The sequence below is a fragment of the Curvivirga aplysinae genome, assembly GCF_009711445.1.
Lineage (GTDB): Bacteria > Pseudomonadota > Alphaproteobacteria > UBA8366 > Aestuariispiraceae > Curvivirga > Curvivirga aplysinae.
The window spans coordinates 1-18,568 of the sequence record NZ_SMMC01000141.1; the positions used below are offsets into that span (position 1 = coordinate 1).

An 18,568-nucleotide genomic window follows, 5' to 3' on the forward strand; every position below is an offset into this window, starting at 1 on the left:
CTATGCCAAACTTATTATGTCGTGCCAAAAAGATATAAGTAATTGAATATAAACAATAAATAAATTGTATTAAATTTTATATAGCTTGTTGCAAATTGCAAAACTGATGATTTTCTTGAGTCTTATTTGCGTTTTGCAAATTGCATTATGCGAATATTTTTTGTAATTCACAAAAAAGTAACCGTAATTTGCTTGATAATTATTTACGAAGCACCCAACTATATCATCTGACAGATAAAAGAGATAGATAAGCAAGGAAGAATGAGATGAATATTGGCGTGAAAAACGAAAGAGCCATGTTTGGTGCGGGATGTTTTTGGGGGGTAGAACATGCTTTTCGCCAAATGGATGGTGTATTGGAAACATCAGTTGGGTATAGTGGCGGTCATGTGAATGGTGCCAATTATAAAGAAGTATGTTCTGGTGAGACAGGTCATGCAGAAGTTGTTTTGATTCGTTTTGATCCTTCGCGCATCGGTTATGAGGAGCTTGTAAAAGCCTTTTTTGCATTGCATGATCCTACTCAGTTGAATCGGCAGGGGCCGGATGTTGGTACGCAATATAGAAGTGCTGTATTTTATTTCGATGAGAAACAACGTGAATTGGCGCAAGTAACCAAAGAGGCGCTTCAGCCAGCTTTTAACAATAACATTGTAACGGAAGTGACTGTGGCAGGACCCTTTTGGGAAGCTGAAGAATATCATCAGCAGTATTTAGAAAAGAAAGGTGTGAGTTCCTGTCGGATTTAGTGAACTAAGCGTTCTGATCTTGAGGCTCCTTTGGGAGCCTTTTTTATTGATCTTATCTATGTATGAGCATAATTTCGCCTCAGAAACTTTTTAGGAGATATGTAGAGGTAACGCTTATGATCGATCAAGCAACCCTGTTCACATATGTGGCAATTTTGTTTGGCTTTGTGTTGATTCCAGGGCCTGCGGTTATTTTTACGCTGGCACAAGCAAGTCGCAGTGGTACAAAGGTTGGTGTCTCAACAGGCTTTGGTATCGCGGCGGGTGATTTGGTGCATACGGCCATGGCTGTCTTTGGTTTATCTGCAATTATTCAAACATCTGCCTTGGCGTTTACAATTGTGAAAATCGTAGGGGCTACATATCTTTTGTATTTGGGTATAAAAGCTATGTTTACGAAAGTCGAAACAATCGAGCTTGCGGGTGGTAAGGCGGTGACGGCTAAACAGGCTTTTCGCCAAGGTGCGATTGCAGAAATTACCAATCCTAAAACAGCGATGTTTTTCTTGGCGTTTTTGCCGCAATTTGTGAAGCCGGAAAATGGGTCGGCGGCTTTGCAATTAACAACATTGGGTGTGCTGTTTGTTCTGATTGGGATGGGGAGCACTTTACTGGTGGCTTTTTCCGCAGGCGCAATGAGCCGTTTCTTGCAACGCAATCAATTTGTGATGCGTTGGCAGGGAAAAGTTGTCGGCTGTATTTATTGTGCATTGGGTGTTCGTCTGGCTTTTCAAGAAAAGTAGTTACCCTTAGTTGAGCGCCTCGGATGCATCACGGCGAATACGCTCAACCATTGAAACCAATCCATTGCGTCGATTTGGGCTGAGATGCTGGTCTAAACCAACTTGAGCTAGTACGGCGATAGCATCGGTATCTGCGATATAGCTTGGGCTTTTTCCGTCATAAATTGCCATAAGCACTGCAATTAAACCTTTTACAATAAAAGCGTCGGAATCTGCATTAAAGCGCATGATTGTATTGTTGTCTTCTAATCGGCTTGTAACCCAAACTTGGCTCATGCAGCCTCGAACTTTATTTTCTTCGATCATTTCCTCCTCGGGCATCGGGTTCATCTTTTTGCCAAGATCGATAATGTAACTGAAGCGATCATCCCAATCGTCAAAAAGTTCAAAATTGTCGGTTAGTTCTTCTATGGTAATTGCATCAGACATGTAGAGGCCCTTTTTCAAGAATTATGATCTTCAAATAGCGAGGCTGACCGATTTTTACAAGGGGGGTATTATTACAAACTGGTCGCTGCTCTAGCTGCTTGATCATATAGGCCGGATAGGGCGCGCAAATGTTTTGCTAATTGTTTGATTTCATCAGGATCAAAGCCGCCAATTGCATCAAATGAATCAACAAGACAGGTTTCACGTATCTTCCGATATTCACTGCAAAGTTGAGTACCTTGGTCTGAGGTTTTGTAGAATTGTTCTTTGCCCCGCTTTTCGCGTGTAATGAGTTCTGCTTTTAAAAGTTTTTTGAGGGCGTAATTGACCGTATGAGTATCTTCTACATTTAGGGTGAAGCAGATGTCGGAAAGTCGCTTTTCACGATCTCTATGGTTACAACTATGAAGAACAAGGATTTCCAGTGGGCTAAGCTCTTGATGTCCTGCGGCGCCCATGCATCTTTGCATCCAGCGAGAAAAAGCATGTCCCGCGATAATAAGGCCAAATTCATATTCGGAAAGTTCCGCTGCTTTTTCAGAAACAAGATGAGCAGAAGAAACAATCGGGTCAGACATGATTATAAATCCTTGTAAAATTCAAGCATATAAAAACATGCTGCATGGGCGGAAGCAAGCCATCACATATATAAGTTATGAGATTAAGAAGTGGATTTCTTATATATAACTGTCGCAATTCCCATAGCAACTAAGGCGCTTCCCCCGAGACGAGAAAACCACCTGAAAACTGATGGGCGTGTAATTCTTTGGCGAAGTTTATCTGCAAGAAATGCATAAGTTAAAACAGTGATTGAGGCCAAGCTGATAAATGTAAGTATGAGGATTGTAAATTGAGGCAGTAAGGCGGTTTCTACATTGATAAACTGCGGAACGAAAGCGATGAAAAACACGATAGATTTAGGGTTTAGGGCGGTGATAGCTGCTGCATGTCCAAATATCTTCCAGAAGGAAGTCTCTGTTTGGTTTTCTATATTGCCAAGTTGGGTTGTTGTAGCAGACCGAAATAGTTTTATCCCCAAATATACTAAATATGCTGCGCCAATCCATTTTAGAGCTGTGAAGAGGCTTGCAGAGGTCAGTAAAATACTGCCTAACCCTGCCAGAGATGCTGTCATGGCAATTAAATCCCCTAGGGCAGCGCCTGCGGCTGTGGCGAGGCCGGTTTTGCGTCCTTGACTCAAGGCGTAGCTGAGAACCAGAAGTATCGTAGGGCCGGGAATGAGTAGTAAGGCAGTGGACGCGATGACAAATGCAAACCAAACTTCAATACTCATTCCTTAATCTCCTGTTTAATCTGCGGCTGCGCTCACCGAATGTATTAATTCAACATCATTCATGAAATGCAAGTGTAGCAAATGATCACCGATAGAGACAACCTTTGCGCTAACGGATCGTCCGCAGAGGCTTGGTGTTGATAGGGTGACCATTGTGCCTACAGGGATATCTTCTTGACCTTCAATAGCAGCACCATGATCGGAAATGTCAAATAAATGTACGTTCCTTGTGCCGAACTTGCCAGCCTCAAGCTTGCCATCTTCATTTGTTTTGCGGCGGCCTGATTTACGGCGTTCCACATCCTTTGTGGTGCTGCGCACGATCTGGATCAGGCTGCGGCGTAATCTTTCCACATCCTCTAATACGGAACTTGCAACGCCATTCACTTCTTGTGCGAGAGCGGAAGAGGAATGAGCTTCATGTGATACATCGGTGATGCGATCGGCAACTTCCTGTGAAGCCCGTGTGCTTTCATTCACACTATGAGAAATCTCTTGCGTTGCACTGCTTTGTTGATCGATTGCAGATGCAATGGTGGAGGCGGTATCAGATAATTCATGCACGGTGCCAGTGATGTTTGACATAGCTTTCACGCAAGCATTTGTATCATGTTGCATCTGTCCGATGCGTTTTGTGATATCTTCGGTCGCGGATGCGGTTTGGTTGGCTAGACTTTTGACTTCATTGGCAACAACAGCAAATCCTTTACCTGCCTCGCCTGCACGTGCAGCTTCAATAGTTGCATTGAGCGCCAGCAGGTTGGTTTGATTCGCGATATTCATGATCAGACTAACAACTTCTTCGATCTCTTGAGAACCACGATTAAGTTGTTGAACCATCTCACTTACCTCAATGGCTTCATTGGCGGAACGAGAAGCTATTTCATTTTGGGAGATAACCTGGCGTTGGATTTCACGTATAGAAGCGGACAGTTCTTCTGATGCCGCTGCGACGGTTTCGGCGCTTCTTAAGGATTCTTCTGCCGCGGCAGCAACGCTTTGGGCATTTACATCAACCTTGGAGGCAGAATCATACATTTTGTCTGTGTCATCTTTCATGCCTTCAGATCGTTCTGCGACTTGGGCAACGACTTGTTTGGTTTCTTCTTCGATTGTGTTGGCCATGGATAGCAAGGAGGCTGCACGACTACGTTCTGCTTCAGCACGTTCCTGCTCACGTTCTTTTTGCAAGTGGTCTTGGGCAACAAGACTATCTTTGAATTGTCCGACCGCACCATACATTTGTCCCATTTCACTGCGAGAATGACCTTCTGGGGTGGATATGGCCAAATTCCCATGCATTAATTCAGACATGATATCAACGACGCGGCTGATTGGGTCAGAAATAGATTTTACTGCCACAAATGAAATGAGTAAGACTAGTCCTAATCCTACTGTAAGTGATATTGCCACAATAATGATTTTGGCCTCTAAAACATTTGCAAAGAGGGCTTCTAAATCACTTGTGTAAAGACCGGTGCCCACAACCCAGCCCCAAGGTTCGAATTTACGTACATAAGAGATTTTTTTGACCGGTTCCGCTTCACCCGGTTTCGGCCACATATATTCCACGAAACCTGCGCCTTCACGATTTGAAACTGTTTTGTTCATTTCGGCGAATAGGGCGATGCCTTCTGGGTCTTTCAGGTCTTTCACATTTTGACCTTCAAGTTTTGCTGCAAATGGATGCATGATCATCACATGATCTAGATCGTGAATCCAAACATATTGATTGCCATCATATCGTAATTGGCGGAGCGTCTCTTGAGCTTCACGTTTAGCTTCTTCTTCTGAAATTTCACCTGTCTTGAAGCGTTCATATTCGTAAGAAATGATACTATGTGAGGAATCTATAACGTGATTTAGAACGGTTGTGGATTGATTAAAAAGTGCAGAATGCAAATTTAAAATACTAAACCCAGAAAGTACAATTAGACCAAGTGTAGGTATCAATAATATGATTGCTAACTTTTGCCAAATTTTTGGCGCAATAATCTCTAGAAGTTTCATGATATGCCAAATCCCAACATGATATACTTGTTTTATATGACAAATCCATCTTTGTGAGGTCTTTTAAATGCCTCATTAATCGGATTTATTATACCCTTTTAACCTTATCTTCAATAGGGATTTGGCTTATTTCTGAAATATTACTATAGTACCTTTGGAATGTTATTTTTTAATTATTAAAATTTTACTTTTGGGTGCCGTATCCACCACCACCGGGGGTGTGCAGAACAAAGATATCACCATTTTCAACGATGGCTTTACCAGTCGCTGCAAGTTTGGTGATTTGTCCGTCATTATGTTCAACCCAGTTCTCACCAGCCTTACCTGCTTGGCCGCCATTCATGCCATATGGGGCATGTTTTCTGCGGTTTGCCAAAATGACTACCTCCATTTTTTCAAGGAATTTAAGGCGTCGGATGGTGCCATCCCCGCCGCGATATTGGCCTTTGCCGCCAGATCCTTTGCGGATTTCAAAACTATCCACTTGTACAGGGAAGCGCCATTCTAGAATTTCTGGATCAGTTAAGCGGGAATTGGTCATATGAGTATGGACTGCATCGCAACCATCAAAACCATTTCCTGCACCTGCACCGCCACAAACGGTTTCATAATATTGGAATTGGTCATTCCCGAATGTGGTGTTGTTCATGGTGCCTTGGGCACCTGCCATAACACCCAAGGCGCCATAAACCGCATCAGTCACGGCTTGGGATGTTTCAACATTACCTGCAACGACTGCTGCAGGGTATTTTGGGTTAAGCATGGAGCCCTCTGGAATAATAAGTTCGATCGGCTTTAAGCATCCTTCATTCATTGGGATGTCATCATCAACCAAAGTACGGAAAACATACAAAACGGCCGCACGGCATACCGCTGAAGGGGCGTTAAAATTAGTTGGGCGTTGTTCACTTGTACCTGTGAAATCCACTTTTGCAGATCGGGTTGCTTTGTTGATGGACACTGTTGCTTTAATCTGGCTGCCATCATCCATGGGGTAGATGAATTCACCATCCTTAAGAACGTCAATGACGCGCCGAACAGATTCTTCAGCATTATCCTGTACATGGTTCATATAGGCCTGAACTGTTGAGAGACCGAAATGATCCACCATACGACGCAATTCTTGGACGCCTTTTTCATTCGCGGCAACTTGTGCGTGGATGTCTGCTAAATTTTGAGACGGATTACGCGCTGGATATTTGCCACTACTAAGAAGGTTTACAAACTCTTTCTCTTGGAACCGACCTTGATCAATAAGTTTGAAATTATCAATAAGAATACCTTCTTCTTCTACCGTAGTGGAATTAGGTGGCATGGAACCCGGAGTTAGACCGCCAATGTCGGCTTGATGCCCACGACTGCCCACATAGAATAAAATTTCTTTGCCATCTTCATCAAAAACAGGTGTTACGACTGTTACATCCGGTAGATGAGTGCCTCCATTATAAGGCGCATTAAGGACATATACATCACCTGATTTAATTTTCCCTTTATTGCCATCGATAACGGCGCGAATGCTTTCACCCATGGAGCCGAGATGCACGGGCATATGAGGGGCGTTGGCGATAAGTTGGCCCTTGTCATCAAAGATCGCACAAGAGAAGTCTAAGCGTTCTTTGATGTTTACAGAATAGGCTGTATTTTGGAGGCGGAAGCCCATCTGTTCAGCAATGGACATAAATAGATTATTGAAGACTTCCAGCATCACAGGGTCGCAACTGGTGCCGATTGCCTCTGTGCGGGCAAGTGGAATGATGCGTGTTAGTACCAGATCTCCGATATTGGACACTTCTGCTTCCCAGCCCGGCTCAATCACATTAGTTCCAGTTTTTTCACGGATGATAGCTGGGCCTTGGATTTTTGCACCTGCTGGTAAAAGATCGCGGTCAAAAACCGGAGCATTTTGATGATTACCCGCCATAAAGCAGTCTACGTCAGCTAACGGGGTGCTATTGGTTTCTGTTAATTCCAAAGCTCTGGGATCGGTCTGATAGCTTTGACCAATTGTTTCCGTTGCTGCTGTTTCTGCGATAAGGGCTTTGCCTTCCATGTTAAAGCCAAAGCGTTCGCGATAAGCTTCCTCAAACTCTTTTTCCATCTCAGGGATAGATGCAAAAGTAACCTCTAAAGCGTTGTCGGAACCATCATAGCGTAAGTGTAATTTACGTAATGTAGTAAGTTTTTCTTCGGCGATATCTTGCGCGCGAACTTCCTCTTCGCATTCAATAGCTAGACCATCCAAAGACTTGGATAAGGCGGTGAGATTGTCTTCCGATAAGGGGAGTTCAACAGATTTTTCGCGCATCGCACGTACATCGGCTAAACCCATACCAAAGGCGGAAAGAACGCCTGCAAATGGGTGTAATAAAACCTTTGTCATACCAAGTGCATCTGCAACCAAGCATGCATGTTGTCCGCCGGCACCGCCAAAGCTGGTTAAAGTATATTCAGTTACATCATAGCCGCGTTGAACAGAAATTTTCTTGATGGCATTAGCCATATTTTCAACGGCGATTTTTAAGAAACCTTCTGCAACTTCATGAGCTGTGCGTTTATCACCTGTGGCTTTCTCAATCTCTTGTGCCATTTCGGTAAATTTTTGGGCGACTATTGCTTTGTCTAGTGGTTCATCTTGATTGGGGCCGAAGACGGGAGGGAAAAAATCCGGCTGCAATTTGCCAAGCATGACATTGCAGTCAGTTACTGTAAGTGGGCCGCCACGACGATAAGCCGCGGGACCGGGATTTGCACCTGCACTTTCGGGGCCGACACGATAACGTCCCCCATCAAAATGGCAAATTGACCCACCGCCAGCGGCAACTGTATGTATCTGCATCATGGGGGCACGCATACGAACACCAGCAACCTGTGTTTCAAAGGCGCGTTCGTAAATGCCATTGTAATGGGCCACATCTGTAGATGTGCCACCCATGTCAAATGTTATAATTTTATCAAATCCTGCTTGTTCGGAGGTTCTAACAGACCCAACAATACCGCCTGCGGGGCCGGAAAGGATCGCATCTTTACCTTGGAATAATTTTGCATCGGTAAGGCCGCCATTTGATTGCATGAATTGTAGGCGCACATCCCCTAATTCATCAGCAACCTGTTCAACATAGCGACGTAAGATAGGAGATAGATAAGCATCCACTACGGTTGTGTCGCCGCGACTCACCAATTTAATCAGCGGGCTCGTTTCGTTGGATGTGGAAATTTGCGTGAAGCCCAAATCTTTCGCCAAATTTGCGATCTTGTTTTCGTGATCCGGAAATTTATAACCATGCATGGTTACAATTGCGATGGATTTGATGCCGTCATCTAGCGCGGCTTGAAGGCGAGGTTTTAGGTCCTCTAATTCTAGGGAGGTGACGATATCACCTTTCGCGTTTAAGCGTTCTTTTACTTCCTCAACACGTTCGTATAAGAGTTCAGGTAGTTCAATATTGCGATCAAACAATTTTGGACGTGCTTGATAAGCAATGCGTAAGGCATCCCGAAACCCTTCTGTAATAACTAATAAAGTGCGATCACCTTTGCGTTCAAGAAGTGCATTTGTGGCAACGGTTGTTCCCATTTTTACAGCATCAATCTTTTCTGAGGGGATCGGGTCACCTTTTTTCAGGCCAAGGAAATCACGGATGCCTTGTACCGCAGCATCTTTATAAGCTTCAGGGTTTTCGCTTAGAAGCTTATGGGTCAAAAGGCTACCGTCAGGTGCGTAAGCCACAAGGTCTGTAAAGGTGCCACCACGATCAATCCAAAACTGCCAACCCGCTTGTTGTTGTAATTTATTTGTTTGTTCGGTCATGACTTTTACGTCCCTGTTTCTTTGGAGTGCGCCGCGCCTAATGGGGTGATTTCCCTAGTTATACGGTGTCTGGAAATATCTTCAATTTATTTACATTGACAATTTATCAATATTTTGTCAATATTATTTCAACGAGGCGGATCGCTTAATTGAATTTTGAAGGTCATGGGCCGGTTTTAGACACTTTGACAGAGAATTCATTTAGGATGATACTCCATCATATTCTAATAAACGAAATTTTTGAGGTAGATAATCTGCCTCTATGTAACAGGGAAGGTTAACGATGAAACCGAAACATTTATTAGCAGCGGTTGCTGCGACCGTTATGGGTATTTCTTCTGCAGTGGCGGAAGAATGGAACATGCCAGTTCCTTATTCCGATGCGGTATTTCATACCAAAAATATTCGTCAATTTGCGGATGATGTAACTGCGGCAACAAATGGCGATCTTACTATTAAAGTGCATTCCGCAGGTTCTTTATTTAAGCATCCAGAAATTAAAAATGCGGTTCGCAGTGGTCAGGTGCCAGTAGGTGAGTTCTTGTTGTCTCGTCTTGGTAATGAAAATGCGGTATTCGCTGTTGATACATTACCTTTCTTGGCCTCAAATTATGATGCGGCGTCTAAACTTTGGGTAGCAAGTCGTCCAAAAGTTGAAGAATTACTTGACAAACAAGGTCTGCAAGTTCTGTTTTCTGTGCCTTGGCCACCACAAGGTCTCTATACAAAGAAAGATGTGGAAACTGTTGAAGATCTGAAAGGTTTGTCTTTCCGTGCCTATAATGCTGGTACAGAGACATTAGCTAAAAAAGTTGGTATGGCGCCAACTCAGGTTGAAAGCCCAGACATTCCACAAGCTTTCGCGACAGGCCGTGTGCAAGCTATGATTACATCTCCATCCACTGGTGTTTCTTCCAAGGCTTGGGATTTCCTAACAAATTATTATGACACGCAAGCTTGGTTGCCGAAAAACATTGTTGTGATCAATAAAAAATCTTTCCGTCGTTTGGATAAGGCAACTCAGGACGCGGTGATGGCAGCAGCAAGTGCAGCGGAAAAACGCGGTTGGGAAATGTCCATGGCTGAAACTGATGCAAAAACACAAACATTGCGTGATAATGGTGTAACCGTATCCGCACCATCTGGTCAATTGACCCAAGAACTTCAAGCGATTGGCGACGAAATGGTTGCTGATTGGATGGAGTCTGCGGGCGATGATGGTCGAGCTGTTATCAAAGCGTATCGCTAAAATAGCAGGTTGAGCTAAAAAGGGCCGTTGCCTGATGAGATGTGGGCAACGGCTTTTTTATAAAGTCATTAAAATTAAAACAGGATAGGGACTATGCGAAATCTATTAGACCGATTTTATGGGCTTAGTCTGGGCTTGGCTGCAATTTTCTTGTTCGCTATTTGCGTTATTGTGTTGGCGCAAGTTGGGTGCAACATTTTTAACAGTATCTTAAAGATGACAACAGGAACGGCAGGTGATTATACCATTCCGTCTTATGCGGAATTCGCTGGCTTTTTCTTGGCGGCATCTTCTTTTCTTGCGTTGGCTGGAACCTTCAGAGGCGGGGCACATATTCGCGTTAGTTTGATATTGATGCAGTTATCCGATCCTGTAAGACGTGTGTTTGAAGCTATTGCTGTCTTGCTCGGTTTAGTTATGGCATCTTATCTTTGTTATTATCTAGCAGCACTGATGTATGAATCGTATGAATATGGTGACATGTCACCGGGGATTGTACCTGTGGAACTTTGGATACCACAATCTGCATTAGTTCTTGGTACTGCAGTTTTCAGCATTTCTTTATTTGATAGTTTTATTCAAATCCTGAAGGGGGCCGTGCGTGCTCATCCTGATGGCGGTGAATTGGAGTAAGTCTCATGGAACAATTACTTACTTCTTTGTTTCTTTTATCCGTATTACTTGCCGCATTAGCTGGCGGATTATGGGTTGCGTTATCCTTATTGCTTGTTGGCTTTGTGGGGATGATTATGTTTACGTCTGCACCTGTGGGGCTTGTATTGGCATCTACCATATGGGGGCATAGCAATAGTTGGGCACTGGCCGCATTGCCGCTGTTTATCTGGATGGGAGAAATTCTGTTTAGATCCAAACTTTCAGAAAATATGTTTGCAGGGTTAAGCCCTTGGCTTGGGCGTTTACCAGGTGGTTTGTTACATGTGAATATTTTGGGCTGTGGTATCTTTGCAGCTGTTTCCGGATCTTCTGCGGCGACGGCAGCAACCGTTGGTAAAATGTCGATCCCGCAATTACGTCGCCGTGGATATGATGACCAAATGACTCTGGGTACCTTAGCAGGTTCTGGAACCTTAGGTCTTTTGATTCCGCCTTCGATCATTTTGATTGTTTATGGGGTCGCTACAGATCAATCGATTGCACGTTTATTCGTCGCAGGCGTTATTCCTGGTTTCCTTCTCGTTGCTCTCTTTATGGGGTATGTGGCGATTTGGGCAATGATGAATAAATCAAAAATGCCAACCAGTGCGGAAACCTATACATGGACAGACCGTATTGTTGGTTTGAAAAAACTGGCCCCGGTTGTGATTTTGATCGCAGGTGTTATCGGGTCTATTTATATGGGATTGGCTTCACCAACAGATGCCGCAGCTGTGGGTGTCGCGCTTGCGTTATTTCTCAACTGGTTATCTGGCGATTTAAATTGGACAAGCTTTAAAGAAGGGTTGATTGGCGCAACGAAAACCAGTTGTATGATTGCCTTCATTTTGGCTGGAGCTGGGTTCTTAACTGTTGCTATGGGCTTTACAGGTATTCCACGCGCTCTGGCGGAATGGATTGGGGATATGCAACTATCACCTTTTGCCTTGCTTGCTGCGTTAACCGTGTTTTTTGTAATCCTTGGATGTTTCCTTGATGGTATTTCCGTTGTGGTGCTTACAACATCAGTGATTTTACCGATGGTGGAGAAGGTCGGTATTGATATCTTATGGTTTGGTATCTTTGTCGTGATTGTTGTTGAAATGTCTCAAATTACACCACCTGTTGGCTTTAATTTGTTTGTTCTTCAAGGGCTTACCGGGAAAGATATTTTACGTATCGCCAAAGCAGCTGTTCCATTCTTTCTATTGATGTTCATTGCGTTGGGCGCAATAGTGGTCTTTCCAGAACTTGTGACCTACCTACCAAATAATATGGGAAATTAAATTTGGAAGAACCGCTAGAAGCTGTGGATTCAACAAACGAGCCGCATGACCATCCTTTAAAAGGTATTGGTTATATGTTGGCAGGTGTGGCGATCCTTGTTGCGCTTGAAATGTGCGCGAAATCCGCAGCCAATGCAGGTGTTGGTGTGTTGCAGGTAAGTTGGGTGCGCTATGTTGGACATCTCTTGCTTTTTGCGGCGATTTTCGGTCCAAAATTAAAACTTGGTTTGATAAAAACTCAATACCCCGTGAAGCAGGTTTCGCGGGGTGTTTTATTACTGTTGATGACACTGGCATCTTTCTTGTCCCTCCAATATTTACAGATGATACAAGTGACCGTTATTGGTTTTTTAATTCCGCTTGTCGTTGCCGCGTTGTCGGTACCGATGTTGAAGGAAAAAGTTGGGCCTCATCGTTGGGGAGCAATTATTATTGGATTTGTCGGGGTGATGTTGGTTGTGCGCCCTACCAGCCTAGATACACATTGGTCCATGTTGGTGCTGATGGGGGGGATTTTCTTCTACGGGTTTTATATGATCTACACCAAACAGCTTGCCTCAAAAGGGGAAAGTTCTATCAGAAGTGTTTTTTATACAGCTTTAATTGGTGGTGTGATTTTAACTTTGCCGATGCCATTTGTATGGGAAAGGCCGCAAAGTATAGAAGTTTGGGGATATCTAGCCGCAGCAGGTATTCTTGGCGGAATTGGACATTTCTTGGTTATCAAGGCACATGAATTTGCCCCGGCAAGCTTGCTGGCGCCATTTATTTATACCCAAGTGATTTGGTCTGTGTTAATGGGCTATTTACAGTTCGGAGATTTACCGGATCATTGGACGATTATCGGCGGTGCTATTGTGATCAGCAGTGGCATCTATTTGATGGTTCGGGAAGCTCGTAAAAAGAAGAATTAAATTCATACTAAAATAATTACTATAAGGGGTTGGGGTATGAGTGAAGCCGTTCAGGGAACAGGTCTGAATAATCGTGCCGTTATCTTGATTATTGTGGCAATGGCGTTGTTGGCCGTTCAGGAAGGTATTGCAAAATATTTGGGACAACATCTATCTGTACCTCAGGTGGTTTGGGCGCGTTATGCAAGCCATGCCATGTTGATGCTGGTTATCCTTTTTCCACGACATGGCTTTAAGATTTTCAAAAGTAAAATCCCCTTTATGCAGACGGGACGTAGTCTTCTATTATTCACGGATACAGCTCTTTTCTTTACCGGACTTACCTTGATCGGTTTGGCTGAGGCTACTGCCATTTTCTTTATGGCACCTCTCTTCGTTGTATTGATTTCTATCCCCTTATTAGGAGAACGGGTCGGATGGTATAGTTTTGGGGCGATCTTTGTCGGTTTCCTTGGGATGTTACTTATCGTGCGTCCCGGATTGGACGGTATGAATATCGGTGGTTTGATGATTGTAGGGTCCGCCGTTTGCATGTCTTTATTTAACGTATCGACAAGAAAACTAGCTGGCACGGACGATGCAGAGGTCACCATGATGTTTACAGCCATGGTTGGGTTTGTTGTCGCGAGTATTGCGTTGCCATTTTTCTGGACTACACCGGAAGGTTTATGGGTTTGGCTTGGCATGATCTTTATCGGGATGATCGGTGGCGTGGCACATAATCTGTTCATTATCGCCCATGAAAACGAAGAAGCGAGCAAGCTTGCTCCTTTTATGTATAGTCAGATTATTTTCGCCATTGCGTTGGGATGGCTCATGTTTTCCATGTTGCCAGATATATACACCGTCATTGGATCAATCATTGTGATCGGAAGTGGATTATTCTTATGGAAGCGTGGGCGTGTAAAAGCTGAAGATCTCGAGCAGCTTTAGAAACATAGTATTGTTAAATCAAGGCATCATATAACTGAACAATCTGCCGTTGGATGATGTTGTCGGCAAATTGCGTTTCAACGGCCTTACGGGCTTCTTTTGCCATTCGTTGTCGGATTTCTGGTTTTTCGGCCAGTAATTGTAAGGCGTCTGCCAGTGGTTCGACGGATTTCAGCGGCACCAAAATACCTGTTTTGCCATCAACACAAATTTCACGACAACCCGGAACGTCCGTAGCAATTAAAGCGCGTCCACAAGCAGCACCTTCTAGCAATGATTTTGGTAATCCTTCGCGATAGCTAGGTAATACCGCGATATGGGATTTTGCGTATTCGCTGGCGATATCTGTGCTTGGTCCTGTAACTTCAACGATACCTTCTGCAGCCCAGCTGTCTAGTTCAACTTGGGTAAAGCTCGCCGGATTATCATCGGTTGGGCCCACTAGGCGAATTTTTATATCCGTACCATATTTCTTTAAAAGGCGTGCGGCTTCTACCAATTCACCGATACCTTTATCTTTCAGCATACGGGCAACACAGGTCGCAATAATGGGGCCTTCTGGTTCTGGAGTGACATCATACTGGTTGATATCTACGCCTGACCCACGGATAATACGTGTATGGGAGGCTTCGACTTCAATATCCTGAATAAAGGTACGTTGGTCATCTTGGTTTTGAAGTAGTAAGCGCGTGCGGTCACGATTGTTTAACCATTTCAGTAAAGATTTAACAACTGGACGTAAAATCTTTGCTTTTAAACTTTGAGAGATGAAGAGATAACCTAATCCTGTCATCGCATTTACGACCGCAGGAACGCCTGTTAACCAGGCTGCAAGTGAGCCATATAATACAGGTTTCATGGCAATATTGTGGATGAGATCCGGTTTGTGCTCTTTGAAAGCTTTACGGATGGCCAATAAAGTTACCCAATCTTTCACAGGATTAATGCCACTGCGATCAAATGGGATTGATACAGCTTTAAAACCTTCTGCTTCAATTTTTTCAACATGGCCGTTGCCATTGAAACGAACACCGGCAATGACAGTTGCACCAGCATCGCGGGCTGCGCGCGCCATCGGTAGACGATGTGAACAAAAAGACCAATCTTCTGCTGCAAGAAAGAATACAGTTTTACCTGCAAGAGGGAGGTCATCTTGTTTCATATACCCAATCCAATTCACATCACTATGTTTGCTGTCGTATTCAGGCTAAAATAGGGGGATTTTGCAATAAGGCAACGCCAAAAAGCAGACTAATTTTACGATGATGTGGAAAATGGATTGCCAAGTTTCTTTTTGCGTTTTATCCAGCCACTCATAAACATTAACATCCACATGCGTTGGATGAGGCAAGAAAAGCTTAAAGGATTTAGAAATGGGCATTCTTCTGGGAATTGATACAGGCGGTACATTCACTGATGCCGTGTTGTTTGATGAAGAAAAAGGCGTGTTACACGCAGCAAAATCTCTGACTACGAAACATGATCTTTCCATCGGCTTAAATGGTGCCGCACAGGCTGTTCTAAATGAGGCAGTTGATATTAAGCCAGAAGATGTGAAGCTGGTTTCTATTTCTACAACGCTTGCAACCAACGCTATTGTGGAAGATCATGGTAATCCCGTGGCTCTTTTACTGATTGGCCAGCCGCCAGCCACTTTAGAGCGCGCAGGTCTTAAAACTGTGATGGGAAGTGATCCTGTTATCTTCATTGAAGGCGGACATACGGCAAGTGGTGATGAAAAATGCCCATTGGATGTTGCTGCCTTGGAAGAAGCCTTGGATAAGATTAAAGGTAAGGTATCTGCCTTTGCAATTGCTGGATATTTTGCCACGCGTAATCCCGCTCATGAAATTCAGGCACGCGAAATCATTCGTGAGCAAACTGGATTGCCAATTACCTGTGCCCATGAACTGAGTTCTAACCTAGACGCGCCACGTCGTGCGTTAACTGCTGTATTGAATGCCCGTCTCATTCCATTGTTACAGCATTTGATTGAAGCTGTGCAGGATTTCCAACAAGATATCGGACTGGAATGTCCTTTAATGGTGGTGAAGGGGGATGGTTCTCTTATCTCAGCGGATACAGCCTTAAGTCGCCCTGTTGAAACGATTCTATCTGGTCCTGCTGCAAGTGTGGTTGGTGCCCAACATCAAGTTGGTCAAAAGGATATGGTTGTTTCCGATATGGGGGGGACAACCACCGATATCGCACTTCTAAAAGATGGTCTACCTGTCCTAAATAAAAACGGGGCGGTTGTCGCGGGACATCGTACGATGGTTGAAGCTGTTGAAGTGCACACAGTTGGCCTTGGTGGTGATAGTGAAATTCGTTTGGATGATGAAAAGAATTTGGTTGCGGGCCCTCGTCGTGTGGTGCCGATTTCACTCTTGGCCTGTGATTATGACTTTGTCGTTCCAACACTTAAAGAACAACTCGAACGCGGATGGCGTAAAACATATGACGGTAAGTTTGCTATCAAATTACGTGACTTACCCGAAGATCAACGTGAAAGCCTAAGTCGTACGGAAGAGTTTATTTACGATAAACTTTCTGAAGGGCCGATGTCTTTAGAAAAACTTTTAGGCCGCCAAGTGCCTGATCCTCCCCTTCGTCGTTTGGTCGATCGTGGCTTGGTTATTATTTCTGCTTTTACACCATCTGATGCGTCTCATCTAAAAGGTCTGCATGACAGTTGGAATAAAGAGGCGGCAGAACTAGCTGCTGCTATTTGGGCCGATACCGAAAAACGGCCGGATCAAATGGTTGCCGAAGACGCGTTGGATTTCGCTGAAAAGGTTTGGGATTTAACAGTGATCCAAACTGGGGAAGCTTTGATTGACTCAATCCTTGATAGTCGTATTGGGTTAACAGTTGCAGCGGGACAAGGGCTTGCGAAACAGCTTATTCGTGAATCCATGAAGGCTGAGAAAGATCGCCTACTTCCAATGATACCAAGTATGGCCTTGGCGGAGCCTCTCGTTGGTATTGGCGCGCCTGCACGCAGTTATTATGGGGAAGTCGCAAAACGTCTTTCGACTGAATATATCGAACCTGAATTTGCCCATGTATCCAATGCGGTTGGTGCCGTTGCAGGTGGTGTTGCACAGCGCGCTGAACTGACGGTTACGGCACCGGATGATATGCGCTTCCGTATTCATGGGGCAGGTGAACAGGAAGATTCCTTCGATTTGGAAGAAACGTTAGAAAAAACAAAACAACTTGCACGCATGATTGCTCATGAACGTGCGGTCAATGCAGGCGCTGGTGATATTGAAATTCGTATGGAAGAAGAAATTCGTCAGGCGAATACAGGCGGAAGTGATAAGCCTATTTTTATCGAAGCAAAAATTACGGCCACAGCGATAGGTCGACCAAATTTGGGATAATTGATTATAAACCTCAAAACTAAAAAGGGATATGTTTTCACATATCCCTTTTTTCGTATTTGTTTAGATTAACCGCGGCGGCGTTTACGTCCGCGTCGACCACCTTCATTTTCATCTCCACCATGAGAATGCGGAGAAGGACCATTAGAAAGCGGACCTAGCACTTCAATGATTTTTTCTTCTGATGGTTTTTCACCTGGTGTGTAATCTTTCAAAGAATCTGTAATCGCTTTGATCACTTCACCATCAGAGCCACAGCAGCCACCAATAATTTTCGCACCGCAATCACGTGCCATACGGGCATATTTACCCATCAGTTCTGGCGTGCCGGAGAAAATAAACTCACCATTTACATATTGCGGAATACCACAATTTGCTTTGGCAACGATAACGGCATTTTCATCCACAACAGTTTGCATTTGTGCTAGAGAGATAACGCTTTCTGTTGGACCAAGACCGCAATTTGCACCAATCGCTGCTGGCTGATTTGGTAAGTGACTAAGATGTTCATAAGCATCTTCCGGGGATACACCCATCATGGTTTTACCATTTGTATCAAAAGTCATTGTTGTTACAACAGGTAAGCCAACCGAGGATGCACCTTCAACAGCGGCCGCGGATTCTTCACGGCCGGACATGGTCTCAATCCAAAGAACATCGACACCACCAGCTTTTAAGCCTTCTGCTTGTGCTTTAAAAGCAGCAACAGCTTCTTCATATTTTAGTGTTCCCGCTGGTTCCAGAATTTCGCCTGTTGGCCCCATAGAGCCACCAACAACCACATCTCTATCGGATGCATCTGCGACTTTACGCGCGCGTTCAGCCGCAGCTTTGTTTAATTCAAATACACGATCTTCTGAACTATGCAATTTCAAGCGAAACTCGTTACAGCCAAAGCTGTTGGTTAAAACGATGTCAGACCCATTATCCACATATTCTTGATGTACAGATTCAACACGATCCTGATGATCCACATTCCAAAGTTCTGGTGCGTCACCTGTCTGTAGACCACGTTTAAATAGGGATGTTCCCATGGCACCATCCGCAATCAAATAGTCACGTTCGTTTAATAATTTTGTAAATAGATTTCCCATCTGTTGCTTCCTTTGGAAT

Annotated in this window: 15 protein-coding genes; 8 read left to right on the forward strand and 7 right to left on the reverse strand. The window is 44.1% G+C overall.

Translation table 11 applies throughout. The features are described 5' to 3' along the window. Nucleotides 1–266: 266 nt before the first annotated feature. Together msrA and E1160_RS05010 are read left to right on the forward strand one after the other, a co-directional pair. Nucleotides 267–749 carry a peptide-methionine (S)-S-oxide reductase MsrA gene (msrA, locus tag E1160_RS05005; RefSeq protein ID WP_155153906.1) on the forward strand — a complete coding sequence of 161 codons (483 nt, stop codon included), beginning with the start codon at nt 267–269 and terminating at the stop codon, nt 747–749. A gap of 116 nt (nt 750–865) precedes the next feature. Continuing rightward, on the forward strand, nt 866–1,492 hold the full coding sequence (locus E1160_RS05010) for a LysE family translocator (protein ID WP_155153907.1): 627 nt from the start codon (nt 866–868) through the stop codon (nt 1,490–1,492). A gap of 6 nt (nt 1,493–1,498) precedes the next feature. Here the strand turns inward: E1160_RS05010 and E1160_RS05015 are convergent, their stop codons facing one another. The 5 genes from E1160_RS05015 to E1160_RS05035 form a co-directional block, all read right to left on the reverse strand. Continuing rightward, nucleotides 1,499–1,921: a SufE family protein gene (locus E1160_RS05015; protein ID WP_155153908.1), complete on the reverse strand. Its 423-nt coding sequence runs from the start codon at nt 1,919–1,921 to the stop codon at nt 1,499–1,501. A gap of 71 nt (nt 1,922–1,992) precedes the next feature. Beyond that, nucleotides 1,993–2,499: a winged helix DNA-binding protein gene (locus tag E1160_RS05020; RefSeq protein WP_155153909.1), complete on the reverse strand. Its 507-nt coding sequence runs from the start codon at nt 2,497–2,499 to the stop codon at nt 1,993–1,995. An 83-nt stretch (nt 2,500–2,582) separates the two neighbouring features. After that, entirely contained in the window at nt 2,583–3,215 is a 633-nt protein-coding gene (locus tag E1160_RS05025; RefSeq protein ID WP_155153910.1) for a LysE family translocator, read from the reverse strand. A 15-nt stretch (nt 3,216–3,230) separates the two neighbouring features. Beyond that, entirely contained in the window at nt 3,231–5,225 is a 1,995-nt protein-coding gene (locus E1160_RS05030; RefSeq protein WP_155153911.1) for a cache domain-containing protein, read from the reverse strand. A 184-nt stretch (nt 5,226–5,409) separates the two neighbouring features. Next, entirely contained in the window at nt 5,410–9,033 is a 3,624-nt protein-coding gene (locus E1160_RS05035; protein ID WP_155153912.1) for a hydantoinase B/oxoprolinase family protein, read from the reverse strand. Between the two features lie 283 nt (nt 9,034–9,316). Here E1160_RS05035 and E1160_RS05040 point away from each other — a divergent pair, with 283 nt between their 5' ends. The 5 genes from E1160_RS05040 to E1160_RS05060 all read left to right on the forward strand — a co-directional run bounded on the left by E1160_RS05040 (nt 9,317) and on the right by E1160_RS05060 (nt 14,069). After that, on the forward strand, nt 9,317–10,282 hold the full coding sequence (locus E1160_RS05040; RefSeq protein WP_155153913.1) for a TRAP transporter substrate-binding protein: 966 nt from the start codon (nt 9,317–9,319) through the stop codon (nt 10,280–10,282). Nucleotides 10,283–10,375: 93 nt separating this feature from the next. Beyond that, on the forward strand, nt 10,376–10,915 hold the full coding sequence (locus E1160_RS05045) for a TRAP transporter small permease (RefSeq protein WP_155153914.1): 540 nt from the start codon (nt 10,376–10,378) through the stop codon (nt 10,913–10,915). A 5-nt stretch (nt 10,916–10,920) separates the two neighbouring features. Continuing rightward, nucleotides 10,921–12,222, forward strand: a complete 1,302-nt coding sequence (locus E1160_RS05050; RefSeq protein WP_155153915.1) for a TRAP transporter large permease — start codon at nt 10,921–10,923, stop codon at nt 12,220–12,222. Nucleotides 12,223–12,224: 2 nt separating this feature from the next. Then, nucleotides 12,225–13,136 carry a DMT family transporter gene (locus E1160_RS05055; RefSeq protein ID WP_155153916.1) on the forward strand — a complete coding sequence of 304 codons (912 nt, stop codon included), beginning with the start codon at nt 12,225–12,227 and terminating at the stop codon, nt 13,134–13,136. Between the two features lie 36 nt (nt 13,137–13,172). Then, nucleotides 13,173–14,069: a DMT family transporter gene (locus E1160_RS05060; protein ID WP_155153917.1), complete on the forward strand. Its 897-nt coding sequence runs from the start codon at nt 13,173–13,175 to the stop codon at nt 14,067–14,069. 13 nt (nt 14,070–14,082) lie between these two features. Here E1160_RS05060 and E1160_RS05065 read toward each other — a convergent pair whose 3' ends face one another. Further along, a complete protein-coding gene (locus E1160_RS05065; protein ID WP_155153918.1) occupies nt 14,083–15,231 on the reverse strand; it encodes a glycosyltransferase family 4 protein in 1,149 nt (382 codons plus the stop codon). Nucleotides 15,232–15,442: 211 nt separating this feature from the next. Between E1160_RS05065 and E1160_RS05070 the strand changes: the two genes are divergently transcribed. Next, nucleotides 15,443–17,455, forward strand: coding sequence for a hydantoinase/oxoprolinase N-terminal domain-containing protein (locus tag E1160_RS05070; RefSeq protein WP_155153919.1), 2,013 nt, complete (start codon nt 15,443–15,445; stop codon nt 17,453–17,455). Nucleotides 17,456–17,523: 68 nt separating this feature from the next. On the opposite strand, the gene bmt is transcribed toward E1160_RS05070, so the two are convergent. Beyond that, nucleotides 17,524–18,568, reverse strand: a 1,045-nt coding sequence (gene bmt, locus E1160_RS05075; RefSeq protein ID WP_218048727.1) for a betaine--homocysteine S-methyltransferase, incomplete at its 5' end; no start/stop codon positions are given.